Source organism: Caulobacter sp. GW821-FHT12F03, from assembly GCF_058806855.1.
Map to the genome: position 1 here is coordinate 405,363 of NZ_JBXAQC010000001.1, position 26,069 is coordinate 431,431.

24 protein-coding genes are annotated in these 26,069 nt (G+C 69.9%); 15 read left to right on the top strand and 9 right to left on the bottom strand.

The genetic code is table 11. The features are described 5' to 3' along the window. Nucleotides 1-15: 15 nt before the first annotated feature. Nucleotides 16-1,173 carry a saccharopine dehydrogenase family protein gene (locus AC1RN0_RS01905; RefSeq protein WP_492785735.1) on the top strand — a complete coding sequence of 386 codons (1,158 nt, stop codon included), beginning with the start codon at nt 16-18 and terminating at the stop codon, nt 1,171-1,173. Here AC1RN0_RS01905 and AC1RN0_RS01910 read toward each other — a convergent pair. After that, nucleotides 1,170-1,835 (bottom strand): TetR/AcrR family transcriptional regulator, encoded by a 666-nt coding sequence (locus AC1RN0_RS01910; RefSeq protein ID WP_492785736.1) that lies wholly within the window; start codon nt 1,833-1,835, stop codon nt 1,170-1,172. The genes AC1RN0_RS01905 and AC1RN0_RS01910 overlap by 4 nt on opposite strands. Nucleotides 1,836-1,965: 130 nt before the next feature. Here AC1RN0_RS01910 and AC1RN0_RS01915 point away from each other — a divergent pair, with 130 nt between their 5' ends. Both AC1RN0_RS01915 and AC1RN0_RS01920 read left to right on the top strand, forming a co-directional pair. Next, nucleotides 1,966-2,796: a DAPG hydrolase family protein gene (locus AC1RN0_RS01915; protein ID WP_492785737.1), complete on the top strand. Its 831-nt coding sequence runs from the start codon at nt 1,966-1,968 to the stop codon at nt 2,794-2,796. Continuing rightward, the gene (locus tag AC1RN0_RS01920) at nt 2,793-4,136 is read left to right on the top strand and encodes an FAD-binding oxidoreductase (RefSeq protein WP_492785738.1); all 1,344 of its coding nucleotides are present in this window, start codon (nt 2,793-2,795) and stop codon (nt 4,134-4,136) included. The genes AC1RN0_RS01915 and AC1RN0_RS01920 overlap by 4 nt, the downstream gene beginning before the upstream one ends. 14 nt (nt 4,137-4,150) lie before the next feature. On the opposite strand, the gene AC1RN0_RS01925 is transcribed toward AC1RN0_RS01920, so the two are convergent. Both AC1RN0_RS01925 and yghU read right to left on the bottom strand, forming a co-directional pair. Then, the gene (locus AC1RN0_RS01925; protein ID WP_492785739.1) at nt 4,151-4,921 is read right to left on the bottom strand and encodes an SDR family NAD(P)-dependent oxidoreductase; all 771 of its coding nucleotides are present in this window, start codon (nt 4,919-4,921) and stop codon (nt 4,151-4,153) included. Nucleotides 4,922-4,997: 76 nt separating this feature from the next. After that, complete coding sequence (yghU, locus tag AC1RN0_RS01930) at nt 4,998-5,876, bottom strand: glutathione-dependent disulfide-bond oxidoreductase (RefSeq protein WP_492785740.1); 879 nt, start codon at nt 5,874-5,876, stop codon at nt 4,998-5,000. 167 nt (nt 5,877-6,043) lie between these two features. Here yghU and AC1RN0_RS01935 point away from each other — a divergent pair, with 167 nt between their 5' ends. From AC1RN0_RS01935 to AC1RN0_RS01950, 4 genes are read left to right on the top strand one after another with little or no spacing between them, the layout of a single operon-like run. After that, on the top strand, nt 6,044-7,591 hold the full coding sequence (locus AC1RN0_RS01935) for a thymidine phosphorylase family protein (RefSeq protein ID WP_492785741.1): 1,548 nt from the start codon (nt 6,044-6,046) through the stop codon (nt 7,589-7,591). Then, nucleotides 7,588-8,472 carry a ribose-phosphate diphosphokinase gene (gene prs, locus AC1RN0_RS01940; protein ID WP_492785742.1) on the top strand — a complete coding sequence of 295 codons (885 nt, stop codon included), beginning with the start codon at nt 7,588-7,590 and terminating at the stop codon, nt 8,470-8,472. Before AC1RN0_RS01935 ends, prs begins: the two co-directional genes overlap by 4 nt. Further along, nucleotides 8,469-10,064, top strand: a complete 1,596-nt coding sequence (locus tag AC1RN0_RS01945; protein ID WP_492785743.1) for an MBL fold metallo-hydrolase RNA specificity domain-containing protein — start codon at nt 8,469-8,471, stop codon at nt 10,062-10,064. Before prs ends, AC1RN0_RS01945 begins: the two co-directional genes overlap by 4 nt. Before the next feature lie 35 nt (nt 10,065-10,099). After that, entirely contained in the window at nt 10,100-10,450 is a 351-nt protein-coding gene (locus AC1RN0_RS01950; protein WP_492785744.1) for a YybH family protein, read from the top strand. Here the strand turns inward: AC1RN0_RS01950 and AC1RN0_RS01955 are convergent. Genes AC1RN0_RS01955 through AC1RN0_RS01965 form a run of 3 tightly spaced genes read right to left on the bottom strand, consistent with a single transcriptional unit; the run spans nt 10,443 to nt 14,394 of the window. Next, nucleotides 10,443-12,050, bottom strand: a complete 1,608-nt coding sequence (locus tag AC1RN0_RS01955; protein WP_492785745.1) for a fatty acid--CoA ligase — start codon at nt 12,048-12,050, stop codon at nt 10,443-10,445. The two genes, AC1RN0_RS01950 and AC1RN0_RS01955, sit on opposite strands and share 8 nt — an antisense overlap. A 32-nt stretch (nt 12,051-12,082) precedes the next feature. Next, nucleotides 12,083-13,276: an acyl-CoA dehydrogenase family protein gene (locus tag AC1RN0_RS01960; protein ID WP_492785746.1), complete on the bottom strand. Its 1,194-nt coding sequence runs from the start codon at nt 13,274-13,276 to the stop codon at nt 12,083-12,085. Nucleotides 13,277-13,287: 11 nt separating this feature from the next. After that, nucleotides 13,288-14,394, bottom strand: a complete 1,107-nt coding sequence (locus AC1RN0_RS01965) for an acyl-CoA dehydrogenase family protein (RefSeq protein ID WP_492785747.1) — start codon at nt 14,392-14,394, stop codon at nt 13,288-13,290. A 198-nt stretch (nt 14,395-14,592) separates the two neighbouring features. Here AC1RN0_RS01965 and AC1RN0_RS01970 point away from each other — a divergent pair, with 198 nt between their 5' ends. Beyond that, entirely contained in the window at nt 14,593-16,071 is a 1,479-nt protein-coding gene (locus AC1RN0_RS01970) for an MFS transporter (RefSeq protein ID WP_492786409.1), read from the top strand. Nucleotides 16,072-16,333: 262 nt separating this feature from the next. On the opposite strand, the gene AC1RN0_RS01975 is transcribed toward AC1RN0_RS01970, so the two are convergent. Next, the gene (locus AC1RN0_RS01975; RefSeq protein ID WP_492785748.1) at nt 16,334-16,810 is read right to left on the bottom strand and encodes a tRNA (cytidine(34)-2'-O)-methyltransferase; all 477 of its coding nucleotides are present in this window, start codon (nt 16,808-16,810) and stop codon (nt 16,334-16,336) included. 151 nt (nt 16,811-16,961) lie between these two features. Here AC1RN0_RS01975 and AC1RN0_RS01980 point away from each other — a divergent pair, with 151 nt between their 5' ends. From AC1RN0_RS01980 to AC1RN0_RS02005, 6 genes are all read left to right on the top strand, one after another. Continuing rightward, the gene (locus tag AC1RN0_RS01980; RefSeq protein WP_492785749.1) at nt 16,962-17,933 is read left to right on the top strand and encodes a helix-turn-helix transcriptional regulator; all 972 of its coding nucleotides are present in this window, start codon (nt 16,962-16,964) and stop codon (nt 17,931-17,933) included. A gap of 172 nt (nt 17,934-18,105) precedes the next feature. Then, a complete protein-coding gene (locus AC1RN0_RS01985; RefSeq protein WP_492785750.1) occupies nt 18,106-18,276 on the top strand; it encodes a hypothetical protein in 171 nt (56 codons plus the stop codon). A gap of 167 nt (nt 18,277-18,443) precedes the next feature. Continuing rightward, complete coding sequence (locus AC1RN0_RS01990; RefSeq protein ID WP_492785751.1) at nt 18,444-19,649, top strand: saccharopine dehydrogenase family protein; 1,206 nt, start codon at nt 18,444-18,446, stop codon at nt 19,647-19,649. Between the two features lie 5 nt (nt 19,650-19,654). Continuing rightward, complete coding sequence (locus AC1RN0_RS01995; protein ID WP_492785752.1) at nt 19,655-20,827, top strand: carboxynorspermidine decarboxylase; 1,173 nt, start codon at nt 19,655-19,657, stop codon at nt 20,825-20,827. A 63-nt stretch (nt 20,828-20,890) separates the two neighbouring features. After that, nucleotides 20,891-21,046 (top strand): DUF2256 domain-containing protein, encoded by a 156-nt coding sequence (locus AC1RN0_RS02000; RefSeq protein ID WP_492785753.1) that lies wholly within the window; start codon nt 20,891-20,893, stop codon nt 21,044-21,046. A 3-nt stretch (nt 21,047-21,049) separates the two neighbouring features. After that, nucleotides 21,050-22,681, top strand: coding sequence for a cryptochrome/photolyase family protein (locus AC1RN0_RS02005; RefSeq protein ID WP_492785754.1), 1,632 nt, complete (start codon nt 21,050-21,052; stop codon nt 22,679-22,681). 26 nt (nt 22,682-22,707) lie between these two features. On the opposite strand, the gene AC1RN0_RS02010 is transcribed toward AC1RN0_RS02005, so the two are convergent. Together AC1RN0_RS02010 and AC1RN0_RS02015 are read right to left on the bottom strand one after the other, a co-directional pair. Next, nucleotides 22,708-23,670 carry a hypothetical protein gene (locus AC1RN0_RS02010; RefSeq protein WP_492785755.1) on the bottom strand — a complete coding sequence of 321 codons (963 nt, stop codon included), beginning with the start codon at nt 23,668-23,670 and terminating at the stop codon, nt 22,708-22,710. A 98-nt stretch (nt 23,671-23,768) separates the two neighbouring features. Continuing rightward, nucleotides 23,769-25,028, bottom strand: coding sequence for an acyl-CoA dehydrogenase family protein (locus AC1RN0_RS02015; protein WP_492785756.1), 1,260 nt, complete (start codon nt 25,026-25,028; stop codon nt 23,769-23,771). Nucleotides 25,029-25,226: 198 nt separating this feature from the next. Between AC1RN0_RS02015 and AC1RN0_RS02020 the strand changes: the two genes are divergently transcribed. Continuing rightward, entirely contained in the window at nt 25,227-26,021 is a 795-nt protein-coding gene (locus tag AC1RN0_RS02020; protein ID WP_492785757.1) for an enoyl-CoA hydratase-related protein, read from the top strand. Nucleotides 26,022-26,069 lie beyond the last annotated feature (48 nt).

The following is a 26,069-nucleotide window of genomic DNA, read 5'->3' on the forward strand; positions in this document are numbered from 1 at the left end:
CTCAGGAGAACCGTCATGAACCCCCAGGCTGAATTCGACATCATCGTCTACGGCGCCACCGGCTTCACCGGACGGCTCGTGGCCGAGTATCTCGCCGGCAAGTACGGCGTGGGCGGGTCCGTGAGCTGGGCCATGGCCGGCCGCAGCGCCGACAAGCTGACCGCCGTCCGCGACGAGATCGGCGCCCCTGCCAACACGCCGCTGATCGTCGCCGACGCCTCTGACCCGGCTTCGCTGCGCGCCATGGTCGGCCGCGCCAAGGCCATCCTGACGACAGTCGGGCCGTATCAGCTGTACGGCTCCGACCTCGTCGCCGCCTGCGCGGCGGCCGGGACCGACTACCTCGACCTGTCGGGCGAGCCCAACTGGATGGCCGAGATGATTGAGGCCCACGAAGCGGCCGCGAAGGCGTCGGGCGCCCGGATCGTCTTTTCCTGCGGCTTCGACTCGATCCCGTTCGAACTGGGCGTGTTCTTCACCCAGGCCATCGCCCGCCAGCGGCTGGGCCACGCTGTCCCGCGCATCAAGGGCCGGGTCCGATCGATGCGCGGCGGGCTGTCGGGCGGCACCGCGGCCAGCGGGGCGGCGACCATGGCGGCGATCCAGAAGAACCCGGCGCTGGGCATGCTGATGTTCAACCCCTTCGCCCTGACCCCCGGCTTCACCGGTCCGACCCAGCCGACCGGCATGGACAAGCACGTCGACCCGGATCTCGGCCAGGAGGTCGGGCCGTTCATGATGGCGACGATCAACACCAAGAACGTCCACCGCTCGAACTTTCTGCAGGGCAAGGCCTACGGCGCGGACTTCGTCTACGACGAGATGTCGGTGATCGTCCCCGGCGCCGACGCGTCCTTCACCAGCCTGGGCGGCGCGGGCGCGCCGAAGCCGGGCGAGGGGCCGAGCAAGGAAGAGCGTGAGGCCGGCTTCTACGACCTGCTGTTCATCGGCATCGACGCCGACGGCAAGCAGGTGCGCGGCTCGGTGTACGGCGACAAGGACCCGGGCTACGGCTCGACCTCGAAGATCATCGCAGAGACGGCCATCTGCCTCGTCAAGGACCGCGCCGACGTGCCGGGCGGCGTCTGGGTGCCCGGCGCGGCGATGGGCCAGGCGCTCGTCGATCGCCTCGCGGCCAACGCCGGCCTGACCTTCAGGGACGAAACGGCCTAGCCGCCCTTCGGCAGGGGCGCGAGCTCGAGGGTCAGGGCCGGGATCTCCCGGCTGCAGACCTCCCGCGCCCGGTCGGCCGGGACGCCCAGCATACGCAGCTGCAGCGCCGAGACCCGCGCGCCGGCGTCAGGGCCGAAGTCGCCGCGCAGCCGGCCGGCGAGGGCGCCCATGATCATCGAGGCGAAGGTGTCGATCAGCAGGTCGTCGACCTCGACCGTGAACACGCCCTGGTCGACGCCGCGCTGCAGGTCAGCGCGCAGATAGGCGCTCATGCTGTCGCGCAGGTCGCGGAACACCAGCACGGCCCGGACGAAGGCCGCGCCCCAGTCGGGCTGGCTGGCGGCCAGGTCGATGAACCGCCGGGTGGCCAGGCTCGACCGCTCGACCGCGTCCTCGATGCCGGTCATGGCTTCGTCGAGCTGCCGCACGACATTGTGGCCGATGCCCAGGGCCACGGCGGCGGCGATCTCGTCCTTGTCGCGGAAGTGCGCGTAGAAGGTGCCATTCACCACCCCCGCGACCCGCGCGATCTCGTTGACCGAGGCGGCCTCGAAGCCGTCGCGCGCGAACAGCTGCACGGCGGCGTCCATCAGCCGCGCGCGCGTGCGGGCGCTCTTGCCCAGATTGCTGGCTTCGGTGGCGAACAGGCCCTGAGCGATCAAACCGGCGACTCCCTGAGGACCCGGATCATAGCGACGTTTCCAATAATTGACAGATATCCCAAATTTGGGAATGATCCCAATAACAGGATATCGCCGCCCGCTCGGGGGTGTCCGCTCAGCCGAGGCGCCGATGCCCACCGTCCCCGAAAAAGACCTCTACCTCGGCTACAGCGCGACGGACCTCGCGCGCAGCCCCACGGCCCGGTTCTTCCGCCCGGACATGGCCCCGTTGTCCGCTCACGTTCGCGAGGCCCTCGCGACGGGGCCGGTGGCCCACGAACTGCTGCCGCCGGTCGCTCGGGCGGGGGACCTGCTGGACGCGGGCGACTGGCCGGTGGAGACCGGCTACACCGTCGCGCCCGACGGATCGGCCCGGGTCTTCGTCAAGACGCCGATGCCGGGCGTCACCCCGGCCATGTGGGACTGGTGGTTCGCCTGGCACGGCAGCCACGCCGAACGCTACAAGCTCTGGCACCCGAAGGCCCATGTGCATGTCGCCTGGTCCGATGGCCGCGACGACCTGGACCACTACATCGGCCGCACCTCCAACGTCGTCGAGTACGTCGGCGCCGGCCGGATGGGCCTGACCATCCGCTTCGTGCCGCCGGCCAGCCTCGGCCTCGACGAGGCCCGGCTGGCGCGGGACGGGGCCGTGGCCATCTGCGCCCGCGGCGGTCTCGCGGGCGCGCCGGTCGAGACCGGCTGGCTGATCCACCATGTGCGGCCCGTCCCCGGCGGCGCGGAGATGCGCTCGCGCTTCTGGGTCGGCGGCGAGAACGTCCGCCCGCGCGGCATGGCCGGACCGCTCGGCGCCGCGCTCGGCCGCGCCGCCAGCCGGATGGCCCCCTTTTCAGCCTCACAGGCCGCGGACCTGCTGGTCCACTGCGCCCAGGAGATGAGCCACCTGGCGACCATCCTTCCCGATGTCCACGCCGCCTTCAGCACCGGACCCTCCGCATGAAATCCACCGGCCAGAGGGGCGTGACCCTCGAACGCGGCGCGCCCGGCTTCGACGCTGCGGTGCTCGGCACCAGTTTCAACGCCCGCGAGCCCGGCCGCCGGCCGGCCGTGGTGGTCCAGGCCAACGACGTGCTCGACGTCATCGCCGCCGTCCGCCGCGCGGCGCGTGAAGGCCGCAAGGTCAGCATCTGCTCGGGCGGTCACAGCTGGGCCCAGAACCACATCCGCGAGGACGGCCTGCTGATCGACGTCTCGCGGCTGAACGCCATCACCGTCGACAGCGTCGCCCGCACGGCCACCGTCGGCCCCGGCGCCCACTGCGGCGACGTCGATGCCGCCGTGAAAAATGCAGGTCTGTTTTTTCCGGTGGCCCACGCCTGGACCGTCGGCATCGGCGGCTTCCTGCTGCAGGGCGGCTTCGGCTGGAACAGCCGGCGGCTGGGCCTCGGCTGCGAGAACGTCACCGGCATCGACGTGGTCCTCGCCGACGGCCGCGTCGTGCACGCCAGCGAGACTGAGAACGCCGACCTGTTCTGGGCGGCGCGCGGGTCGGGCCCGGGCTTCTTCGGCGTCGTCGTGCGCTTTCACCTCCGGCTGCACGCGCGGCCGAAATACATCGGCCTGAAGCTGCAGGTGTTCCGCATGAAGCATCTGGAGGAGGTGTTCACCTGGGCCGACCGCGTCGGGCCGGCGGTGTCGCCGAGCGTCGAGTTCCAGATGGTCATGAACCGCAAGGCCATCGGCATCTTTGCGCCGGGCCTGGAGATCTTCTCCCCGGTCATGGCTGACAGCCGCAAGGAGGCGCTCGAGGCGGTGCGCTTCATGACCGCCGACCCGGTCGCCCGCAAGGCCAGCCTGACCCTGCCGCTCGTCCCCATGTCGCTGGGCCAGATGATGAAGACCGGCGAGAAGACCCTGTTCCTGCCGGACACCCGCTGGCAGGCCGACAACATGTGGATGGACGAGCCGATCGGCCCCCTGCTGCCGGCCCTGCGCGCCATCGCCGACAGCCAGCCGCCGGCGCCCAGTCATGCCCTGTGGCTCAACTGGAACCCGCCCGCCAGCCGGCCGGACATGGCTTTCTCGGTCGAGGCGCGCACCTATCTGGCGCTCTACGGCGGCCTGCGGAAGGCTTCGGACGAGGCGGCGCACGGCGACTGGGCGACCCGTCACATGCAGGCGCTGTCGGCCCACAGCCGCGGCATCCAGCTGGCCGACGAGAACCTCGCCCGCCGGCCGGATCGCTTCCTGTCGGACGCCAACATGAAGCGCCTGGACCAGATCCGTGCGGTCTGGGACCCCGAGGGCCGCTTCCACCCCTGGATGGGCCGCGCGAACTAGGGGGCGGTCAGACCCTAGAAGTTCACCCGCCGGCTGATCGCGCCGTCGACCAGCATGTTGATGCCGCTGGTGAAGCTGGACAGGGGGCTGCTGAGGAAGACGGCGGCGTTGGCGATGTCCTGCGGCGTGGCCATGCGGCCCATCGGGTTGCGCGCCAAGGCGCCCTTGAACATCTCCGGCGCGTTCTTCTCGACCATCTGCCAGACGCCGCCGTCGAAATAGACGGTGCCGGGCGAGACGACGTTCGTCCGCAGGTGTTTGGGCGCGTACTGCCGCGACAGGCCCTTGGCGTAGTGGATCAGGGCCGCCTTGACCGGTCCGTAGGAGCTGGCCGAGTCCGCCTCGGCCGCCGAGACCGAGGCGATGATCACCACCGAGGCGTCGCCGTGCGTTTCCGCCGCCTTCAGCAGGAAGGGTTTGGCCGCATCGAAGGCGTTCACCAGGCCCAGCACGTCGAGCTGGAAGTTCTGCGTCCAGGCGCCGGCGTCGCCGCCCTGGGCCATGGCCCCGGCGTTGGACACCAGGATGTCGATGCCGCCCAGCTCATCGCCGGCGGCGGCGATCCACGCCTTCAGGGCCGCGCCGTCCATGATGTCGACCGAGGCGCCGGTCGCCTTCACGCCGGTGGCGCCCAGCGCCGCGACGGCCTCGGCCACCTGGTCGGCGTTGCGCGCGCAGACGGCGACATTTGCGCCCTCGGCGGCGAGGGTCTCGGCGATCGCCCGGCCGATGCCGCGCGTGCCGCCGAGGATGACGGCGTTCTTGCCCTTGAGCTGAAGATCCATGGGTCGTCCCTGATGTCGGGGCGCGCGCTCATGGCGCCACCCTCGTTGAATGCGGAAGGAAGGCGGCGCGGCCTCGTCAGTCGGCCTTGGCCACCTTGTCGAGGGTCTTGGTGTCGAAGTCGCCGGCGTCGTGGCGCTCGGGCAGGCAGCTGGCGGGATCGCCCATCACCCGGTTGACCATCCGGCCGCGCTTGACGGCCGGCCGCTGGGCGATCTGGTCGGTCCAGCGCTGGACGTTCTTGTAGTCCTGCACCTGCAGGAACTCGCCGGCGTCGTAGACGAGCCCCTTGGCCAGGGCGCCGTACCAGGGCCAGACGGCCATGTCGGCGATCGTATAGTCCGCCCCGGCCAGGTACTCGGTCTCGCCGAGCCGGCGGTCGAGCACGTCCAGCTGGCGCTTCACCTCCATGGCGAACCGGTCGATCGGGTATTCCATCTTGAACGGCGCGTAGGCGTAGAAGTGGCCGAAACCGCCGCCGAGGTAGGGCGCGCTGCCCATCTGCCACATCAGCCAGGACAGGGTCTCGGCCCGCGCCGCCGGATCGGTGGGCAGGAACTCGCCGAACTTCTCGGCCAGGTGGATCAGGATCGCGCCGGACTCGAAAATGCGGATCGGTTTGGCCGGGTCGCTGTGGTCGACCATCGCCGGAATCTTGGAGTTCGGGTTGGCCGAGACGAAGCCGCTGCCGAACTGGTCGCCGGCGCTGATGTTGATCAGCCAGGCGTCATACTCGGCGCCGGCGTGTCCTTTGGCCAGCAGCTCCTCGAGCATCACCGTGACCTTCACTCCGTTGGGCGTGGCCAGCGAATAGAGCTGCAGCGGGTGCTTGCCGACCTGCAGGGGCTTGTCGTGCGTCGGCCCGGCGATCGGCCGGTTGATATTGGCGAACCGGCCGCCGTTCTCCTTGTTCCAGGTCCAGACCTTCGGCGGCGTGTAGGCAGGGGCGTCGGACATGCGGGGGTGCTCCGGGTCTGAATTTGGCGAACGCTGGTTCCGTTGCATGACATGTGGAGGACCGGGCCCGGTTTGGCTAGTCGACGAAATCTGCAAGCGGGGCGACCCTTTGATGTCGCTCAATGCAAGGGAGCGTTGGAAGGTCATGGTTCGCCATCGGGGGTAACATGATCAAGGTGAGTACGGGCGAGGTGAAGGCGGTCGAGGCTTCGTCCGATGGCGGCGGGATCCTGAGGGCCCGGCGGCTCGGGCTCGACAGTTTCCGCGAGAACGTCGCCGTGCTGGCGCGCTGCAGTCTGGTTCTGCGCCCCGAACGCCTGCGCGGCTCGCGCCGGATCGAGCTGAAGGCCGGCGGGCGCAGCCTGCTGGCGACCACCATGATCGGCGACGACGGCCTGCTGGCGCCGGACGAGATCGGCCTGCCCGAGCCGCTGTTCCGCCGCCTCGGCGTGAAGCCGGGCGACCCCATCCAGGTGTCCCAGGCCCGCGCGCCCGACAGCCTGGCGGCCATCCGGGCAAAGGTCGACGGCCACACCCTGGATGACGCAACCTTTGTCGCCGTCGCCCAGGACCTGGCCGCCCACCGCTGGAGCGACATGGAAGTCACCGCCTTCCTCGTCGCCTGCGCCCGCTTCATGTCGCCGGAGGAGACGCTGGGCCTGACCCGCGGCATGATCGCCGCCGGCGCCCGCCTCGACTGGAACGGCCGCCGCGTCGTCGACAAGCACTGCATCGGCGGCATCCCGGGCAACCGCACCTCGCTGATCATCGCCCCGATCGTCGCGGCGCACGGCCTGACCATCCCCAAGACCTCGTCCCGCGCCATCACCTCGCCGGCGGGGACGGCCGACACCATGGAGGTGCTGGCCCGCGTCGACCTGTCCGAGGCCGAGATGCACGACGTCGTCGAGCGCTGCGGCGGCTGCGTCATCTGGGGCGGCAAGGTCGATCTGTCGCCGGCCGACGACGTGCTGATCTCCGTCGAGCGGCCCCTGTCGATCGACACCCCCGAACAGATGGTCGCCTCGATCCTGTCGAAGAAGGTCGCGGCCGGCGTCGGCCGCCTCGTGCTGGACCTGCCGATCGGGCCCTCGGCCAAGTTGCGCGACAACCGCGCGGCCCTGCGGCTGCGCAAGCTGTTCGAATATGTCGCCACCAACCTCGGTCTCGAGATTGAGGTGGTCTTCACCGACGGCAGCCAGCCGATCGGCCGGGGCGTCGGCCCGTGGCTGGAGGCGCGCGACGTCATGGCGGTGCTGGCCAACGAGCCCGGGGCGCCGGCGGATTTGCGCGAGAAGGCCATCCGCCTGGCCGCCCGTGTGCTGGATTCCGACCCCGACCTGCCCGGCGGCCAGGCCGAGGCGCGGGCGCGCGAACTGCTGGAGTCCGGCGCAGCGCTGAACAGGATGCACGCGATCATGGAGGCCCAGGGCGCCTCGCCGCTCCGGGCGGGCCCAGGCACGCTGGGAATGGAGGCGAGGGCCGAGCGGGACGGGCGGGTCGAGTCGATCGACTGCCTGCGCATCGCCACGGTCGCCCGTCTGGCCGGCGCGCCGACCGACGCCGGCGCCGGCATCGAACTGTTCCATCGCATCGGCGATGTCGTGCGCAAGGGCGATCCGCTCTACCGGGTCTACGCCTCCGACCCGTCGGACTTCGCCTTCGCCGCCGAGGCCGCCGGCGCCGAGTCCGGCTTCCGGGTCGCCGCGCCATGACCATCCAGGTGCACGGCTTTCCCGGCGACGAAGGGCCGGTCGAGCGGCTGGCGGCGGCGCTCGGCGTGCCGGCGGCGATCATCGACCTGAAGACCTTTCCCGACGGCGAAACCCTGCCCACCGTGCCGGTGACCCGCGCGACCACGGTCATCGCCTACCGCGCGCTGAACCAGCCGAACACGCGGCTGGTGCCGCTGCTGCAGGCCGCCGACGCCTGGCGCAGGGCCGGTGTCACCCGCCTCGTGCTGGTCGCGCCCTATCTCGGTTACCTCCGCCAGGACATGGTCTTCGCCCCGGGCCAGCCGCTCAGCCGCGACCTGGTCTGCGGCTGGCTCGGCGGCGCCTTCGACCGGCTGGTCACGGTCCAGGCCCATCTGCACCGCACCGCCTCCCTGACCGGGGCGCTCGGGATTCCGGCGACCAACATCGACATCGGCGGCGATCTGGCGGCCGTCGCCGCGGTCGGCGAGCAGCCGCTGATCGTCGGGCCGGACAGCGAATCCCGCCCCTGGGTCCAGGCCGCCGCCGCGCGGCTCGACACGGACTGGACCGCCTTCGACAAGCAACGTCTGGGCGACCGCGAGGTCCAGATGACGCTGGGCGCCGGCCCCTCGGTCGCCGGCCGCGCCACGCTGCTGCTCGATGACATCTGCTCCAGCGGCGGCACCCTGGTCCAGGCGATCCACCACCTGCGCGAAGCGGGCGCCGCGTCCGTCGATGTCGCCGTGGCTCACGCCCTGTTCGACGCCGACGCCCTGGACCATCTGCGCGAGGCCGGGGCCCGCCGCATCGTCTCCAGCGACTCCATTACACACCCGACCAACGCCCTCGACCTGACCGGCCGGCTGGCCGAAGCCCTGCGAAGCGAGATCGCCGCATGACCCCCACTCTGACCTTCCACGGCGCGGCCGGCTGCGTCACCGGCTTCTGCGCCGAGCTGCGGACGGACAAGGCCCGCGTGCTCATCGACTGCGGCATGTTCCAGGGCTCCAAGACCCTCAAGGCGCTGAACTACAACCCGTTTCCGTTCGATCCGGCGACCCTTGACGCTGTGCTGCTGACCCACGCCCATGTCGACCACTCGGGCCTGCTGCCCAAGCTGATGCTGGCCGGGTTCGCGGGACCGATCCACGCCACGGCCGCCACCCGCGACCTGTGCAAGGTCATGCTGGCCGACGCCGGCGGCATCCAGGAGGCCGAGGTCCAGCACCTGAACCGCCGCAACCAGCAGCGCGGCCGGCCGGTCGTCGAGCCGATCTACACCGAGCGTGACGCCGCGCGCGTCATGCGCCAGTTCGAGCGGGTCAAGCTGGGCGAGCCGGTGACGGTCGCGCCGGGAGTCACCGCCACCTACTGGGAAGCCGGCCACATCCTCGGCGCCGCCTCGATCGAGGTGCTGGTCGAGGGGGAGGGCGAGCCGATGCGGCTGTTCTTCTCCGGCGACATCGGGCCGGGCGGCAGCGCCTTTGTGCCGGACCCACAGGGGCCTTCCGGTCTCGACCACCTGATCATGGAGTCGACCTACGGCGACCGCGAACGGGTCGTCGTCGACGCCGTCGCTCGCCGCAAGGCTCTGGCCCAGGAGCTGCGCGACGCCCACGCCCGCGGCGGCCCGCTGCTGATCCCGGCCTTCGCCGTCGAGCGGTCGCAGGAGCTGCTTGCCGACCTGGTGCAGGTCATGGACGACGGCGAGGCTCCCGGCGGCGACATCTTCCTCGACTCCCCGCTGGCCATCGAGGCGACCGAGGTGTTCCTCGAGCGCGGCTGGAACCGGGACCAGGGCCGCAACCCGTTCGAGGGCGCCCGGCAGTCGCAACGGCTGCGGTATCTCGACAAGCCCTGGGACAGCGACGGCCTCGATCGCCTCAAGGGCTGGCACGTGATCCTCGCGGCCAGCGGCATGTGCGACGCCGGCCGCATCCGCAAGCATCTCAAGCGGCTGCTGTGGCGCAAGGAGACGACGGTGCTGCTGTCCGGCTTCCAGGCGGCCGGCACGCTCGGCCGGCTGCTGGCCGACGGCGCGCGGCGCGTGACGATCCAGGGCGAGGAGATCCGCGTCCAGGCCGAGATCCGCATGTTCGATTCCTACTCCGGCCATGCCGACGCCGCCGGGCTGGTGGCGTGGGCGAAGGCGCGGCTGCCGGTGCGCGGCTCGATCTTCATGGCGCATGGCGAGCCCCGGGCGGTCGAGGGCCTGCGCGAGCGTCTGGTCGCGGCGGGCCTGCCGGCCGGGCAATTGCTGGCCCCCCGGCTGGACGAGACCTTCGTGCTCAACCGGGCGCGGGCCGAGCATGCGCCGGGCGAGCCGCCGCGCATCGCCCCGGAAGCCGCCGCCGCGCTGGACTGGCACAACGCCCGCGCCGGCTTCCTGATGGCGCTGGACGAGGCGCTGGAGAACGCCCCGGACGACGCCGCCCGCGAGGCCATCCTGTCGAACGTGCGCGCCGGCCTTGCCGGAAAACGCCGGGCCTGACTTGCTGTCCGCTGACGAGTCAGCGGAGCGCCCCGATGCCCGATCCCGAAGCCTTCGCCACCGAATGGCTGGCGGCCTGGAACAGCCACGACCTTGACCGCATCCTGTCGCACTACGCGCCGGAGATCGTGTTCCTCTCGCCGGTCGCCCGGGCGCGCCTCGGCGACGGCCGCGTTGAGGGCGTCGAGGCCTTGCGCGGCTACTGGCGGGGCGGTCTGGACGCCCAGCCGGCGCTGCGGTTCGAGCTGCGTCAGGTGCTGACCGGGCACGACTGCCTGACGATCATCTACCGCAACCACCGCGGCCAGACCGTCGCCGAGACCTTCGAGTTCGGTCCCGGCGACAGGGTCATCCGGTCCTTCGCCTGCTACGGCCCCGTCAGTTGACCCGGCGTTCGCGGCCCGCCCAGTAGGGATCGCGCAGCTCCCGGCGCAGGATCTTGCCCGACGCGTTACGGGGCAGGGCGTCGATGAAGTCGACACTCTTGGGGGCCTTGAACGCGGCGATGCGGGTGCGGGCGAAGGCGATGATGTCCTCGGCGTCGGCGGTCGCGCCGGGCTTCAGCGCCACCACGGCCTTGACCGCCTCGCCCCACTTCTCGTCGGGGATGCCGATCACCGCCACCTCGGCCACCGCCGGGTGGCCGTAGACCGCGCTCTCCACCTCGGCGGGATAGATGTTCTCGGCGCCGGAGATGATCATGTCCTTCACCCGGTCGTGGATGAACAGGTAGCCGTCCTCGTCGAGATAACCGGCGTCGCCGGTGCGCAGCCAGCCGTCCTCGCCGATGGTCGCCCGGGTGGCCGCGTCGAGGTTCCAGTAGCCGGCCATGTTGGCCACCGAGCGGGTGGCCACCTCGCCGACGGTATTGGGCGGCAGGGTCCTGCCTTCCTCGTCGATGATCTTCAGTTCGACGCCCGGCATCGGCAGGCCGGCGGCGCGCATGCGGGCGTTGCCGGCGGGGTCATGGTCCTCGGGCGGCAGGTAGACGATGGTGCCGCAGGTCTCGGTCATGCCGTACTGCTGGCAGAAGCCGCAGCCGAACACCTCCATGCACTCGCGCAGCAGGTCGAGCGGGATCGGGCTGGCCCCGTAGAGGATGTACTTGAGCCGGCTGTAGTCGACCTCGCGGGCGCGCGGCTGACGCACGACGATCTGCATCGCCGCGGGCACCATGAACATCTTGCTGATGCGGTCCTGCTCGATGAAGTCGAGCACCTTGAACGGATCGAACTCGCGGGCCACGACGCCCTTGGCGCCGTTGAACAGGCCGACGATGCCCCAGCCGGTGCCGCCGATGTGGGCCACGGGCATGGCGACCAGGCTGACGTCCTCCGGGCTCCAGCTGTTCCACGGCATGTTGGCCTCGGCCGCCTGGCGACGTCCGCCGAGAATGTTGGCGTGGGTCAGCATGGCGCCCTTGGGCTTGCCCGTGGTGCCGGAGGTATAGAGCTGCACGGCCACGTCGCCGACGCTGATCTCGACGCCCGGATCGCTGTCCGGCGCGGCGTCGCGCCAGGCCTCGTACAGCGGATAGTCGCCCGCGCCGGCCGCCTCCATGGCGATGACCCGCGGCTGGGACTCCAGCAGGGCGGCGACCGTCTCGACCTGGCCGATCAGCTCGGGCCCGACGAACACCAGCGGCGCGGCGGAGTCGCTGATGATGTAGGCCACTTCCGGCGGCGCGAGCCGCCAGCCGATCGGCGTCATCACCACCCCGACCTTGGCCGCGCCGAACAGCAGCTCGAAATAGTGGTCGCTGTTCTTGCCGACGTAGGTGATGCGCTGACCCTTCGAGAGCCCCGCCGCCTTCAGCGCGTTGGCCACCTGGTTGGTGCGCCGGTCGAAGTCGGCGAAGCTGCTCTCCCGTCCCTCGAACACCAGCGCGGTGGCGTCGCCCCGCTCGCGGGCGTGGTAGCGCGCCACATGGGCGAGCGTCGGCATCTGGTCGAAATCGACCGGCGGGGCGGTCCTGGCGGTGCTCATGGAACTGTCCTGTCGTGAACTCTGGATGACCGTCAGGTCAGTTCTTCCGAAGAGTAACCGAGGATCTCGCGGGCGATGATCAGCCGCTGGATCTGGCCGGTGCCTTCATAGATGTCGCTGATCCGGCCATCGCGGAGGTACTTCTCCACGAGGTGGTCATGGCTGACCGACATGCCGCCCAGCACATCCATGGCGGCCTGCGGGATCGTCCGGCAGACCTCGCCGCCCTTGGCCTTGCAGATCGAGCTTTCGAGGTTGTTCGGCTGGCGCGTGTCGCTGAGCCAGGCGGCGTGCAGCACGGTCAGGGCGGCGGCCTCGGTGTCGGCTTCCATCTCGATCAGCTTCTGCTCGACGGCGCTGCGCTGGCTGAAGCTCTTGTCCCAGTCGACCTCGATCCCCTCGGCGGCCATGGCGCTCTTGGCGAACTCGAGCGCGCCCTTGGCCTTGGCGACGCCGCCGGAGGCCACGGCCGGGCGGGTCATGTTGAAGGTCTTCATCACCCCCTTGTAGGAGGCCGAGCCGCCGCCCTTCGGCACGGTCTCGTCGCCGCCCAGCAGGTTTTCCCGCGGGATGCGGCAGTCGCGGAAGGCGTAGGCGGCGGTGTCCGACGCCCGGATGCCCATCTTCTTTTCCTTGCGCACCAGCTCGAAGCCGGGCGCGTCCTTCAGCACCAGGAACGACTTGATGCCGGCGCGACCGGCCGACTTGTCGATGGTCGCCCAGACGATGGCCCCGTCGGCGCGCACGCCGTCGGTGACGAAGATCTTGTCGCCGTTGATCACCCATTCGTCGCCGTCGAGGCGGGCGGTGGTCTGGATCGCCTTGGTGTCGGAGCCGACGCCCGGCTCGGTGATCGACATGGCCAGGAACAGGTTGCCCCATTTGGCCTTCTGCTCGGGCGTGCCGGCCGACTGCAGGGCGGCGTTGCCGAGCCCGCCGGCCCGCGCGCCGGGCATGCCGAGGCCGAGGCCGCGCACCACGCCGTTGGTCGAGCCGCGCGCCATGCTGACGGCCATCATGAAGGTCATCAGCGGCGTGTCGTCGGGCTTGCGCTGGCCGAACAGCGGGAAGACGGCCTCGAAGCCGATCTCGCCCTCCAGCCGCTCGGGCGGGAACTCGTGCTCGTGGTCCTCGTAGTAGCGGGTGTGGGCGGTGGTCGAATTGCCCACCTCGATCACCTTGTCGAGGATCCGCTGGTCGATGTCGGAAAGTCGGAAGTCAGCCATGGTCGGAGCTCCTAGACCGAGACCGGACCGTCGAGGACGGTCAGGGTGCGGGCGTTGCGCAGCCACATTTCGAGGGGCAGGTCGCGGATGAAGCCGTGGCCGCCGAAGATCTGCAGGGCGTCATCGGCGATCTTGACGGCCTTGCGGCGCACATAGTCCTGCGCCAGCACGCTGGCCTTGGCCGCGCCAGGGTCCTTGTGCTCCAGCAGGCTGGCGGCCTTCCAGACCATCCAGCGCATCGACTCGCACTCGATGTGCATGTCGGCCAGCATGAAGGCGATCGACTGCTTCTTGCCGATCGGCTCGCCGAACGCGACGCGCTCGCGGGCGTAGGGAATGGCGAAGTCGGTGGCCTGGCGCGACAGGCCGACGGCCACCGCCGCCGCGCCGACGCGGGCCTGGTTGACCAGCCGGGCGGCGTCGATGCCGGCGTCGCCGCCGAGACGCGCCGAGCCGGGCAGTTCGACGCCCTTCAACAGGATTTTCGCCTTGGGCACGGGCTTGAGTCCCTGGGTTCCGCTCTCGGCGGAAACGGTCAGGCCGGCGGTGTCGCGCGGTACGATGAAGGCGGACACCGCGCCGCCGCTCTCGGGCTCGGCCGCCAGCACCAGGAAGGTGTCGGCGCGGTCGCCGAGCGGGACCAGCCGCTTCTCACCGTTCAGAACCCAGCCGTTGCCCTTGCGGGTCGCGGTGGTGCGCGGCGCGCCGGCGGCGAAGCCGAACTGGCTCTCCTGAATCGCCACGGCGGCGGCCACCGGTTCGGTTCCGGCGAAGCGCGGCAGATGTTCGGTCTTCTGCGCCTCGGTGCCGAAGTCGAGCAGGGCGCCGACGAACTGGCCGGGGGCCATGATGGCCACGGCCTGGCTGGCGCAGCCGCCGCCGAGCGCTTCGAGCGCCACCGCGTTGGTCATGCACGACCGCTCGCCGCCGCCGCCGCCGTAGGCTTCCGGAATGGCGGCGGCGATCAGGCCGAAATCCCAGCCCTGGCGGATCACCGAGTCGGGCGTCTCGCCGGACTCGTCGATGGCGCGCGCGGCCGGGGCCAGTACGTCCGCGGCGAAGCCCTTGAGGCTGTCGCGGATCATCGTCTGCTCTTCGTTGAGCTCGAATGTGATCATGGCGTTCTCCCTGACCTTCGAATGCCAGCCGGACGGCGGGGAAGGCAAGCGGAAGACTCGGTCTCGGGCTTCCCCTGCGGAATGCGGAATTCTCAAGCCTGCAAGGGGAAATCACGCCCCGGGTCATTGCCATGCGCGGTCCGGCCGCTACGCTTGGCGCAAAACAAGACCACCCTTGGGGGGAAGCTTTTGTCGATCGTGGAAGACTCGGCCGGACCGGCCGCGGGCAGGGTGGACCTGCGCCCGTCGCGGCTCGTGAAGCTGTCCTACAGCCTCGGCCAGGCGGCCCAGAGCGGCGGCTTCGACGCGGCGATCGGCTTCGTTTTCTTCTACTATTCGGCGGTGCTCGGCCTGTCGGGCGCCCTCGTCGGCGCGGCCCTGGCGGTCAGTCTCGCCTTCGACGCCGTGGTCGATCCGGTGGTCGGCTCATGGTCCGACAACATCCAGTCCCGTTTCGGCCGGCGCCTGCCGCTGATGATGCTCGCCGCGCCGTTGATCGCGATCTCCATCGGCCTGCTGTTCTCGCCGCCGCAGGGCCTGGGGCAGTTCGGCCTGTTCGGCTGGCTGGCGGTGATGTCGGTGGCCGCGCGCAGCTTCATTTCGCTGTTCAACGTGCCCTACATCGCGCTCGGGGCCGAAATGGCCACGGACTACACCGAGCGCACCAGCGTGGTGGTCTACCGCGCCATCGCCGGCATCTTCTCCACGGTGTTCATCCTCGCCGTCGGCTACACCTTCTTCTTCGCCCGGGGCGGCCTGCAGCGTCCCGAGGGATACCCCGGGTTCGGCTGGTCGGTGTCGGTCGTGCTGCTGGTCTGCATGGCGCTCTGCTGCCTGGGCGTCTGGCGCTACGCGGCCGGCCTGCCGCAGCCGGCGGCGCACGCCGGGTCCATGTGGCGCCGCCTGCCGGGCGACATGGCCGAGATCTTCCGCAACCGGTCGTTCCGCACGCTGTTCTTCTCGGCCGTGGTCGTGTTCGTCGCCGTCGGGGTCAACGCCAGCCTGAACAACTACGCCTACGTCTTCGTCTGGCGGCTGAAGAGCGAGCTGCTCCAGGTGCTCGGCTACGCCTACCTCGCCGGCATCCTGCTGGGCGTGTCCGGCGCGCCGATGCTGCAACGGATGATGGAGAAGCGGAATGTCGTGATGGCCGGCTTCGTGCTGCTGATCGGCGTCTGGCTGGTGCTGCCGATCCTGCGGCTGGCGGGGGTGTTCGCGCCGGAAGGCGACCCGGCCCTGACGCCGCTGGCGATCAATTCCTTCATCGCCGGCATCGGCGTCGGCTTCGTCTCGGTGGCCTATCCCTCGATGATGGCCGACGCCGCCGACGAGCATGAGCACCTGTTCGGCCGCCGCCGCGAAGGGCTGTACTTCGCGGGCCTGGGCTTCGCCGGCAAGGCGGCCACGGGCCTGGGCGTCATGGTCGCGGGCGTGGCCCTCGACCTGATCCATTTTCCCAAGGACATCGGCCACACGGTCGGGGCGATCCTGCCGGCCGACGTGCAGTTCCGGCTGATCCTCATCTGGGCCCCGGCCGCGGCGCTGCTGTCGCTGGTCTCGATGGCCATCTTCACCGCCTACAACATCACCCGCGTGCGTCACGCCGAGATCGTCAAGGCCCTGCAGCTGACGGCGGCGACGCCGGCGCCCGAGCCGACGATCCGCCTTGCCGACTGATCCTGCAGACCGCCGAAGACGGGTTCATCACTGACCTTCGACGAGGGGGTCCGCGAGCACGCCGGCATCCCCGACGACCAGGTGATCATGATCTGCGTCGCCATGGGCTGCCCGGACGACGGCTTCCCGGCCGACACGGTCGTCTCCAACCGCAAGTCGGTCGACGAGGCGGCGGTGTTCGTGGGGTTTGAGGACCAGGTGCAGGGTCTTCCCCCGGAGGGGAGCATCCGGACCCGCGCCCGCCCGGTCATCACGGAAGCGCTCAGGGGAGCGCGTCCCCCAGCCCGCCCGTCTGCCGCAGCGCCTCGAACAGCCCGATCCCCGCGCTGACCGACAGGTTCAGCGATCGCGCGTCCGGCCGCAGCGGGATGACCACCCGGGCGTCGGCCACGGCGTGCACCGCCTCCGGCGCGCCGGCCGTCTCGCTGCCGAACAGCAGCACGTCATCCGGCTGGAAGGCGAAGGCGTCCAGCGGCGTCGCGCCCCTGGTCGTGAACAGCACCAGCCGCCCCGGCGCCCGGTCGCGCCGGAACGCGTCCCAGTCGGCGTGCCGGGTCATGTGCGCCAGCGGCCCATAGTCGAGCGCCGCCCGCTTCATGGCGCTGTCGTCGAAGCGGAAGCCGACCGGCTCGATCACATGCAGGTCCACGCCGAAACAGGCCGACAGCCGGATGCAGGCCCCGACATTCTGCGGGATGACCGGCTGGAACAGGGCCAGGCGGGGCCGGCTCGGCGACATAGGCGGGACTCACGAACGGCGGGGAACAGGACGGTTGTCTAGCCCCGGACCGGCCCCGGGGTCCAATGCGACCGATCCTGACGGGTTATGCCTTGATGGTCGCGGCTACCGGGAGGATCGTCGGCGCGACACGACTCAACCGGACGGTCCCATGCGTCTCGAAAAAGCTGCCGCCGTCCTGCGCCTCTCGCGCCGCCTCGCGGCCTCGGCCGAGGGCTTGTCGATCGACGAGATCGCCGCCGAGTTCGAGGTCGACCGGCGCACGGCCGAGCGGATGCGCGACGCCGTCCGCGACCTGTTTCCGCAGATGGAGGAGGTCCGCGACGGACGGACCAAGCGGTTTCTGATCCGCGGCGGGCTGGACGCCTTCTTCGAGGTCCCGACGGTCGAGGAACTGGCCGATCTGGCGCTGGCGGCGGAGGCGGCCGAGAACGACGGCCTGTCGGCCCGCGCCGACAGCCTGCGCAGTCTGGCCGGCAAGGTCGAGGCGCGCATCAAGCCGGGCCTGCGGGTGCGCTACGCCGCCGACGTCGAGGCCCTCGCCCTGGCTGAACGCATCGCCCTGAGCCCTGGTCCCCGACCCTCCTGCGACCCGGCGATCCTGCGGCGGCTGAGGGCGGCGCTGCTGGCGATGAAGCAGGTGCGGTTCACCTACCGGCCGTCGGGCGAGGGCGCGCCGGCGACGCGGACGGTCGATCCCTGCGGCCTGCTGTTCGGCTCGGTCTACTATCTCGTCGCCCGGCGGGTCGGCGCGCCGCAGCCGGTGCTCTGGCGGCTTGACCGCATGGACGAGGTCGAACTGCTCGACACCCCCAGCGACGTGCCGGACGGCTTCGACCTGGTCGCTTTCGCCGACCGCTCGTTCGGGGTGTTCCAGGAGCCGCTCGAGGACATCGTCCTGCGGGCGACGCCGGCGGCGGCGGCCCGGGCCGCCAGCTATCGCTTCCATCCCAGCCAGAGCTTCGAGCCACAGGACGACGGGAGCCTGATCGTGCGCCTGCGCGCCGGCGGCCTGCTCGAGCTATGCTGGCACCTGTTCACCTGGCGGGGCGAGATCGAGATCCTCGGGCCCGACAGCCTCAAGGCGATGATGGCCGGTGAACTGGCGCGCTTCAGCCTCTGAAGACTCGTCGCGCGCATTTTCGGAACGACCAATCCTGACGTGTGAGGTTCGTAGTTTACCGTCGACGACGCCGTGGGGGCGTCAGCGAGGGTGGCATGACACAAGGTGGGACCCGCGGGGTCTGGCCCGGACGGGCGCGTGGGACTTTTTCCGGCATCGACGGGAGGCGTCCATGATCGCCTTCGTCTTTTCGCTTCTGACGCTGGTCGGGGCCCTGACGGTCAGCGCCCTGGCCTGGCTCCTGCTCGGCAGGCCCGAGCCGATGTGCCCCGGCTGCGACCAGCCCGAGAGCCTGTGCGAGTGTGACGGGCGGGGTCCGGACGGCGGCGGGCCGCCGCCGTGACACCCGTTGCTCGCCGTCGACCGGGGCCGCCGGGCGACGGCGGCGCGACGACGGTCCTGTCCCGGAAAGTTTCGGGGTTAGTCCCCCCGCCGCCGACATGATAATCGGGGCGCACTGTTTGTTGGGGGGCTTGGCGAGATGGCTTCTTCCGCGCCAGAAAGAGATACATGAGCAGAGTATTGGTTATCGGCGCCGGTGGCGTTGGTTCGGTCGCGGTCCACAAGATGGCCATGAACCGCGACGTCTTTTCGGACATCACCCTGGCGAGTCGCACCAAGGCCAAGTGCGACGCCATCGCCGAATCGGTGAAGCAGCGCACCGGCGTGAGCATCACGACGGCGAAGATCGACGCCGACGACGTCGCGGCGACCACGGCCCTGATCCGCGAGGTCCGGCCGGCGCTGGTGGTCAATCTGGCGCTGCCCTACCAGGACCTGACGATCATGGACGCCTGCCTGGCGGCCGGGGTCCACTATATGGACACGGCCAACTACGAGCCGCGCGACGAGGCGAAGTTCGAATACAGCTGGCAGTGGGCCTACCAGGACCGCTTCCGCGACGCCGGGCTCATGGCGCTGCTGGGCAGCGGCTTCGACCCCGGCGTGACCTCGGTGTTCACGGGCTACACCCGGAAGCACCTGCTGGACCGGATCGACACGCTCGACATCCTCGACTGCAACGGCGGCGACACGGGCCTGCCGTTCGCGACCAACTTCAATCCCGAGATCAACCTGCGCGAGGTGACCGCGCCGTCGCGGCACTGGGAAAACGGCCGGTGGGTCGAAGGCCCGGCGCTGAGCCACAAGCAGGTGTTCGACTTCGAGCAGGTCGGCCCGAAGAACATGTACCTCATGTACCATGAGGAGCTGGAATCGCTGGTGAAGTTCTATCCGGAGATCAAGCGCATCCGCTTCTGGATGACCTTCGGCGATTCCTATCTCAAGCACCTGGAAGTGCTGGAGAATATCGGCATGACCCGCATCGAGCCGATGATGTTCCAGGGCCGGGAGATCATCCCGATCGAGTTCCTCAAGGCCCTGCTGCCGGAGCCGGCGTCGCTGGGCCCGATCACGCGCGGCAAGACCAACATCGGCACGATCGCGACGGGCGTGAAGGACGGTCAGGCGAAGACGGTCTACATCAACAACATCTGCGACCACGAGGCGGCCTACGCCGAAACCGGCAACCAGGCGGTCAGCTACACCACCGGCGTGCCGGCAATGATCGGCGCGGCCCTGATCCTGACGGGCCAGTGGAAAGGCGAGGGCGTGTTCAACATGGAGCAGCTCGATCCCGACCCGTTCATGGCCATGCTCAACGAGCAGGGCCTGCCCTGGAAGGTCCAGGACCTGCCGGCGCCGCTCGCCTTCTGATGGCCATGGAAACCAGGGCCGCCGGTCCCGGCGCATTCGCCCGCCTTGACCTGACCCGCGTCCCGTCGCCCTGTTTCGTGGTCGACGCGGTCGCCGTGCGGGACAATCTCGCGGCGCTCAGAGACGTCGGCGAGCGCTCGGGGGCCCGGGTGCTGCTGGCGCTCAAGGCCTTCTCGATGTGGTCGCTGGCCGACCTGGTCGGCGAGTATCTCGACGGCGTCTGCGCCTCGGGTCTGTGGGAGGCGCGGCTGGCGCGCGAGCACTACCGCGGTCACCTGACCACCTACAGCCCCGCCTACAAGCGCGAGGACCTGCCGGAGATCCTGCGGCTGTCGGACTCGGTGATCTTCAATTCGCCAGGCCAGATCGCCCGGTTCACCGACCTGATCGCCGCCGCGCGCGACCAGGGCGAGGTGTTCGACATCGGCCTGCGCCTGAACCCCGAGCACAGCGAGGCCGAGGTCGCCAAGTATGACCCCTGCCAGGCCGGCTCGCGGCTGGGCTTTCCGGTGTCGCAGTTGCGGCCCGAGCACCTCGCGGGCGTCGACGGGCTGCACATCCACGCCCTCTGCGAACAGGGGTTCGAGCCGCTCGAGCGGATCTGGGCGTCGGTCGAACCCCGGCTCGGGGGCATGCTGGGGTCGGTCAAGTGGCTGAACCTTGGCGGCGGCCACCACATCACCCGCGCCGACTACCGACGCGAAGACCTGATCGCCTTCCTGCGCGGGATCGCCGAACGTCATGGCCTGCAGCTCTATCTCGAGCCCGGCGAGGCGATCGCCCTGGACGCCGGCATCCTGGTCGGCGAGATCCTCGACACCTTCGACAACGCGATGCCGGTGGCCATCACCGACATCTCGGCCACCTGCCACATGCCGGACGTCATCGAGGCGCCGTACCGCCCGGCGCTGCTGGGCGAGCGGGCGGACGGCGTCACGGTCCGGATCGGCGGGCCGTCCTGTCTGGCCGGCGACATCATCGGCGACTACGGCTTCGCGGCCATCCCCCGGCCGGGAGACCGCATCGCCTTTCTCGACCAGGCCCACTACTCGATGGTCAAGACCAACACCTTCAACGGCGTGCCCTTGCCGGCGATCGCCCTGTGGAACAGCGACACCGACGCCCTGACGCTCGTGCGCCGGTTCGCTTACGAGGACTTCCGCGACCGGCTCTCCTGACGGGGTGGGCGCGGACGCCGATCGGCCTATCTGGCGGCGGTCATAGCCGACGGGGCAGGAACGATGAAGGCAAGGCGCAAGTCCGATCTCCCGACAAAGGACTGCGCCGTCTGCCGACGACCGTTCGCCTGGCGTCGCAAGTGGGCGGCCTGCTGGGACGAGGTCCGCTACTGCTCTGACCGCTGCCGGCGCGCGCGGCCCGATCGAACGGAGTCCTGACGGGTGACGGACCGGCGGACACAGGGCGGCCCGACGCTGAGGCTCGTGCTCGGCGACCAGCTTTCCGAGGGCCTGTCCGCCCTGGACGGCCTCGACGCTCACAGCGACATCGTCCTGATGGCCGAGGTTCGCGCCGAGGCCACCTACGTTGGCCATCACAAGCAGAAGATCGCCCTGATCTTCGCCGCCATGCGCGGCCACGCCGACCGCCTCGCGGCGCGCGGCGTCCGGGTGCGCTACGTGCGGATCGACGATCCGGCCAACACCCACTCCATCGTCGGAGAACTTCAGCGGGCCGTGGCCGAAACCGGGTGCGCGCGCGTCGTCATGACCGACTGCGGCGAATGGCGGCTGGCCGAAGCGCTCAAAGTCTTCGCCGCGACGTCGCTGGCGTCCGTCGAGGTGCGAGAGGACGGCCGGTTCATCTGCTCGCACGCGCGCTTCCGGGCCTGGGCCGGTGACCGGCGGCAGCTGCGCATGGAGTATTTCTACCGCGAGATGCGCCGCGAGACCGGCCTGCTCATGGACGGCGGCGAGCCCGCGGGCGGGCGCTGGAACTTCGACGCGGAGAACCGCAAGGGCCTGCCCCGCGGGCTGCGCCCGCCGGCCCGGGCGCGAACCGCGCCGAACGCCACGGCGCGGGACGCCATCGCCGACGTGGCGCGGCTGTTCCCGGACCATTTCGGCGACCTCGAGGGCTTCGGCTGGCCGACGACGCCGGCGGAGGCCGAGGCCGCTCTCGAAACCTTCCTCACCGACATCCTGCCGGGCTTCGGCGACTGGCAGGACGCGATGGCCGAGGGTCAGCCCTGGATGTGGCACGGGCTGGTTTCGGCGTCGCTGAACATCGGCCTGCTGGATCCGCTGGAGACCTGCCGTCGCGCCGAGGCGGTCTATCGGACGGGCCGCGCGCCCCTGAACGCGGTCGAGGGCTTCATCCGCCAGATCCTCGGCTGGCGGGAATTCGTGCGCGGCGTCTATTGGCTGAAGATGCCGGAGTACGGCCTGCGCAACGCCCTTGACGCCGACCGCGTGCTGCCGTGGTTCTTCTGGTCGGGCGAGACGGACATGGCCTGCGTCGCCGACGCGGTGCGCTCGACCCGGCGCCAGGCCTACGCCCATCACATCCAGCGGCTGATGGTCACCGGCAACCTGGCCATGCTGCTCGGAGTCCATCCGGACGCGGTCGACGACTGGTACCTGAGCGTCTACGCCGACGCCTACGAATGGGTCGAGATGCCCAACACCCGCGGCATGGCCACTTTCGCCGACGGCGGCATTGTCGGCTCCAAGCCCTACGCGGCCTCGGGCGCCTACATCAACCGGATGAGCGACTACTGCGGCGGCTGTCGCTATGACGTCAAAGGCAGGTCGGGCGACGGCGCATGCCCGTTCAACCGGCTCTACTGGGGCTTCCTCGAGCGCAACCGCGCGCGCTTGGCCGGCAACGCCCGGCTGGCCATGCCCTACCGCACCCTTGACGGCTTTGGCGAGGACAGACGCCGCGATCTGCTCGCCGACGCGGAAGCGGCGAGAACGGCTCTGGGCGCCACCAGGTCCGTTCTGGCCCGCCGTCCCGGAGAACACGATGACCGAGGCTTCCAGGCGCAAGGCGGCGATGGGCGAAACGCCTGATCCGCGGCGGGGGGACTGTTAGCGCGTCAGGGGCACCTTGTTGCGGTCAGGCGGCCGTCATCGCCGAAGGCGGCGTCCTGCGGGAAGTTCGGCGCGCGGCAGGCGTAAAGGTCCACCGCCACCGAGTCGCTGACCGTCTGGAACAGGATCGTGCCCATGGCCGGCAGTTCGTTGGTCACGAACTTGCGGTCGGTGCACATGTTGTTGAGCCCGGCGGTGACATCCGAAGGCCGGGCGCACCAGGTGACGTAAAGCTTGACGTCGCAGCTATTGACCAGCGCCCAGTCGTTGGCCGCCCAGGCGCCGGGCGCGCGGTCGCCTTCGGGCGCTCGCACGCTGACGCAGCTGTTCTGGAAGCCTCGGCCGCCGCCGCCGCCGCCGCTTGAGCCGCCGCTGCTGGCGCCGCCCGTCGAAGCCGCGCCGGTGGCGGCCGTCACGGGGGCTCTGTCGTCTTCCGCGCGTTTGCGAAGGTAGGCCTGAAGCACCGTGTCGCCGCCCGCCGGGCTGGTGCAGAAATCCATGTCGCGACAACCGCGGGTGAAGACGTACTTATAGTAGGTGTCGCCCGAGTCATCGAGGCCGCTCTGGTCGACGATATAAGAACCGCCAGGCCCCTCCGGGACCAGCCGCCAGATCGCCACCCTTCCCTCGAAAGCCCCGTTGCGGGTCGTGCCGCGGTAGTCGGACTGAGACGATTTTCCGAAGGGATCGGTGATGGCCACGATGGCATGACCCGGACCGGTGGCGAGGCCGTTGGCGTCGCACCCGCCTTTCCAGGTCACGGACCGGAACTGAAAGCCCTCCGGGGCCACGAAGCCGGCAAACATGTCAAAGCTCTGGGCGTTGATAAGCAAATTGCAGCCGCCGGCTTCGACGATTTTCCAGTCGTCCGGGGACTCTCCCGACCGCGCCTGCGCCGTCATTGGCGCCGCGAGCAGCGCCAGACCCATCAGCAGCGGCGCCGCCTGAAAACTCCGTCCGATACCCATCCGAGATTTCCCGTCCCGAGCTGATCCTGAAGCGTCTCCACACTTCAAAATCGCATCTCAAACAGGAAATCAACCGGCGTTCTGCGAACCGCGCCGCCTCAGTGCTGGTGCAGCTCCGCGCGGCCGACGACCATGTGGTGCACCTCGTCGGGACCGTCGGCGAAGCGCAGGTGGCGCACGTCGGTGTACATCTCGGCCAGCGGCGTCCATTCCGACAGGCCGGTGGCGCCGTGAATCTGGATTGCCTGGTCGATGATCTCGCAGACCTTCTCGGGCACCATGGCCTTGACCATGCTGACCCAGATGCGGGCCTCGCGGTTGCCCAGCACGTCCATGGCCTTGGCGGCCTTGAGCACCATCAGGCGCATGGCCTCGATCTCGATGCGCGCGCGGCTGACGAGTTCCAGGTTCTTGCCCAGCTGGATCAGCGGCTTGCCGAAGGCGACGCGGGTGGTGGCGCGCTTGACCATCAGGTCCAGCGCCCGCTCGGCCTTGCCGATCGAACGCATGCAGTGATGGATACGGCCCGGGCCCAGGCGCACCTGGCTGATCTCGAAGCCGCGGCCCTCGCCGAGCAGGATGTTCTCCTTGGGTACCCGCACGTCGTTGAGCTTGAGGTGCATGTGGCCGCGCGGCGCGTGGTCATGGCCGAACACATGCATCGGGCCGAGGATCTCCACCCCGGGCGTGTCCATGGGAATCAGGATCTGCGACTGCTGGTACTGGGCGGCGGCGTTGGGGCTCGTCTTGACCATGCAGATCATGATCTTGCAGCGCGGGTCGCCGGCGCCGGAGATGTAGTACTTCTCGCCGTTGATCACCCATTCGTCGCCGATCAGTTCGGCGCGGGTGGCGATGTTCTTGGCGTCCGACGAGGCCACGCCCGGCTCGGTCATGGCGTAGCAGGAGCGGATCTCGCCGTTCAGCAGGGGCTTCAGCCAGCGCTCCTTCTGCTCGGGCGTGCCCACGCGCTCCAGAACCTCCATGTTGCCGGTGTCCGGCGCCGAACAGTTCAGGCTTTCCGAGGCCAGCGGGCTCTTGCCCAGCTCGACGGCGATGTAGGCGTAGTCGAGGTTGGTCAGGCCGCGGCCGATCTCGCTCTCGGGCAGGAAGAAGTTCCACAGGCCGGAGGCCTTGGCCTTGTCCTTGGCGGTTTCCAGCAGCTCCAGCTGGCCGGGCGCCCAGCTCCAGCGGTCGGTGCGGTTCTCGCCCAGGCGGAAGAACTCCTCGGTGATCGGCTCGACGTTCTCGGCGATGTGGCGCTTGACCGCCTCCATCAGCGGCTTGGCCGACTCCGACATGGCCAGGTTGTTCAGCTCGGCCTCGGCGTCCGGGCGGATGTCGACGATGTTGCTCATGGCGGTCTCCGGGGATCGGTCGGAGAACACCGCGATTGCGGCTCGCCCGACTCTGCGTCAAACAGTTGTTTGACTGTCACCCTGGAAGTGGGGCGCCGTCGGGTCAATGCAATTCTCGCGTTGGCCCGCCTCCGGAGCCTGATCTAGGCTGCCCGCCGGACCCTGACGCCCACGCCGCCGCACAAGGACTTCGACCCCATGACCGACCAGCTGATCGAGACCTTCGAGGACGGCGTCGCCACCCTGACGATGAACCGTCCCGAGTCGCGCAACGCCCTGACCGGCGAGCTGCTGGCGGCCCTGTCGGCCGCCGCGCCCCGGCTGGCGCTGGACCCCAACGTGCGGGTCGTGGTGATCACCGGCGCGGGCGGCGCCTTCTGCGCCGGCGGCGACGTGAAGGGCTTTGTGGCCGGGCCGGTCGGCGAGGCGCCGACCTTCGACCAGCGGGTCAACGGCCTGCGCAACGGCATGGACTTCAGTCGCTGGCTGCACGAGATGCCCAAGCCGACGCTGGCCGTCATCCCCGGCGCGGCCGCCGGCGCGGGCCTGTCGATCGCGCTCGCCTGCGATTTCCGTATCGCGTCCGAGGAGGCCAAGATGACCACGGCCTTCTCGAAGATCGGCGCCTCGGGCGACTACGGCGGCAGCTATTTCCTGACCAAGCTGGTCGGCCCGGCCAAGGCGCGGGAGCTCTACTTCACCGCCGACGTGATCAGCGGCGCCGAGGCGGCCCGGCTGGGCATCGTCAACCGCGCCGTGCCCACCGCCGACCTCGCCCGCGAGGCCGCCGCCCTGGCCCGCCGCCTGGCCGACCTGCCGACCGTGGCCATCGGCTACATGAAGAAGAACCTCGCCATCGCCGAGCACGGCACCCTGTCGGAGACCATGGACGCCGAGGCGATCCACATGGTCCGCACCATGCAGACCGAGGACCACAAGGCCGCCTCCCTGGCCTTCGTCGAGAAGCGTCCGCCGGTGTTCCGCGGCCGCTAGGTCCGGCCGGCTCTATCCATCCAACCAGAACAACACGTCCCGCGGGGA

Excerpts from the sequence above, each read along its gene's own strand:
- AC1RN0_RS01905 (WP_492785735.1), top strand. The coding sequence starts at position 16 with ATGAACCCCCAGGCTGAATTCGACATCATCGTCTACGGCGCCACCGGC.
- AC1RN0_RS01915 (WP_492785737.1), top strand. The coding sequence starts at position 1,966 with ATGCCCACCGTCCCCGAAAAAGACCTCTACCTCGGCTACAGCGCGACG.
- AC1RN0_RS01920 (WP_492785738.1), top strand. The coding sequence starts at position 2,793 with ATGAAATCCACCGGCCAGAGGGGCGTGACCCTCGAACGCGGCGCGCCC.
- AC1RN0_RS01925 (WP_492785739.1), bottom strand. The coding sequence starts at position 4,921 with ATGGATCTTCAGCTCAAGGGCAAGAACGCCGTCATCCTCGGCGGCACG.
- yghU (WP_492785740.1), bottom strand. The coding sequence starts at position 5,876 with ATGTCCGACGCCCCTGCCTACACGCCGCCGAAGGTCTGGACCTGGAAC.
- AC1RN0_RS01935 (WP_492785741.1), top strand. The coding sequence starts at position 6,044 with ATGATCAAGGTGAGTACGGGCGAGGTGAAGGCGGTCGAGGCTTCGTCC.
- prs (WP_492785742.1), top strand. The coding sequence starts at position 7,588 with ATGACCATCCAGGTGCACGGCTTTCCCGGCGACGAAGGGCCGGTCGAG.
- AC1RN0_RS01945 (WP_492785743.1), top strand. The coding sequence starts at position 8,469 with ATGACCCCCACTCTGACCTTCCACGGCGCGGCCGGCTGCGTCACCGGC.
- AC1RN0_RS01950 (WP_492785744.1), top strand. The coding sequence starts at position 10,100 with ATGCCCGATCCCGAAGCCTTCGCCACCGAATGGCTGGCGGCCTGGAAC.
- AC1RN0_RS01955 (WP_492785745.1), bottom strand. The coding sequence starts at position 12,050 with ATGAGCACCGCCAGGACCGCCCCGCCGGTCGATTTCGACCAGATGCCG.
- AC1RN0_RS01960 (WP_492785746.1), bottom strand. The coding sequence starts at position 13,276 with ATGGCTGACTTCCGACTTTCCGACATCGACCAGCGGATCCTCGACAAG.
- AC1RN0_RS01965 (WP_492785747.1), bottom strand. The coding sequence starts at position 14,394 with ATGATCACATTCGAGCTCAACGAAGAGCAGACGATGATCCGCGACAGC.
- AC1RN0_RS01975 (WP_492785748.1), bottom strand. The coding sequence starts at position 16,810 with ATGTCGCCGAGCCGGCCCCGCCTGGCCCTGTTCCAGCCGGTCATCCCG.
- AC1RN0_RS01980 (WP_492785749.1), top strand. The coding sequence starts at position 16,962 with ATGCGTCTCGAAAAAGCTGCCGCCGTCCTGCGCCTCTCGCGCCGCCTC.
- AC1RN0_RS01985 (WP_492785750.1), top strand. The coding sequence starts at position 18,106 with ATGATCGCCTTCGTCTTTTCGCTTCTGACGCTGGTCGGGGCCCTGACG.
- AC1RN0_RS01990 (WP_492785751.1), top strand. The coding sequence starts at position 18,444 with ATGAGCAGAGTATTGGTTATCGGCGCCGGTGGCGTTGGTTCGGTCGCG.
- AC1RN0_RS01995 (WP_492785752.1), top strand. The coding sequence starts at position 19,655 with ATGGAAACCAGGGCCGCCGGTCCCGGCGCATTCGCCCGCCTTGACCTG.
- AC1RN0_RS02000 (WP_492785753.1), top strand. The coding sequence starts at position 20,891 with ATGAAGGCAAGGCGCAAGTCCGATCTCCCGACAAAGGACTGCGCCGTC.
- AC1RN0_RS02010 (WP_492785755.1), bottom strand. The coding sequence starts at position 23,670 with ATGGGTATCGGACGGAGTTTTCAGGCGGCGCCGCTGCTGATGGGTCTG.
- AC1RN0_RS02015 (WP_492785756.1), bottom strand. The coding sequence starts at position 25,028 with ATGAGCAACATCGTCGACATCCGCCCGGACGCCGAGGCCGAGCTGAAC.
- AC1RN0_RS02020 (WP_492785757.1), top strand. The coding sequence starts at position 25,227 with ATGACCGACCAGCTGATCGAGACCTTCGAGGACGGCGTCGCCACCCTG.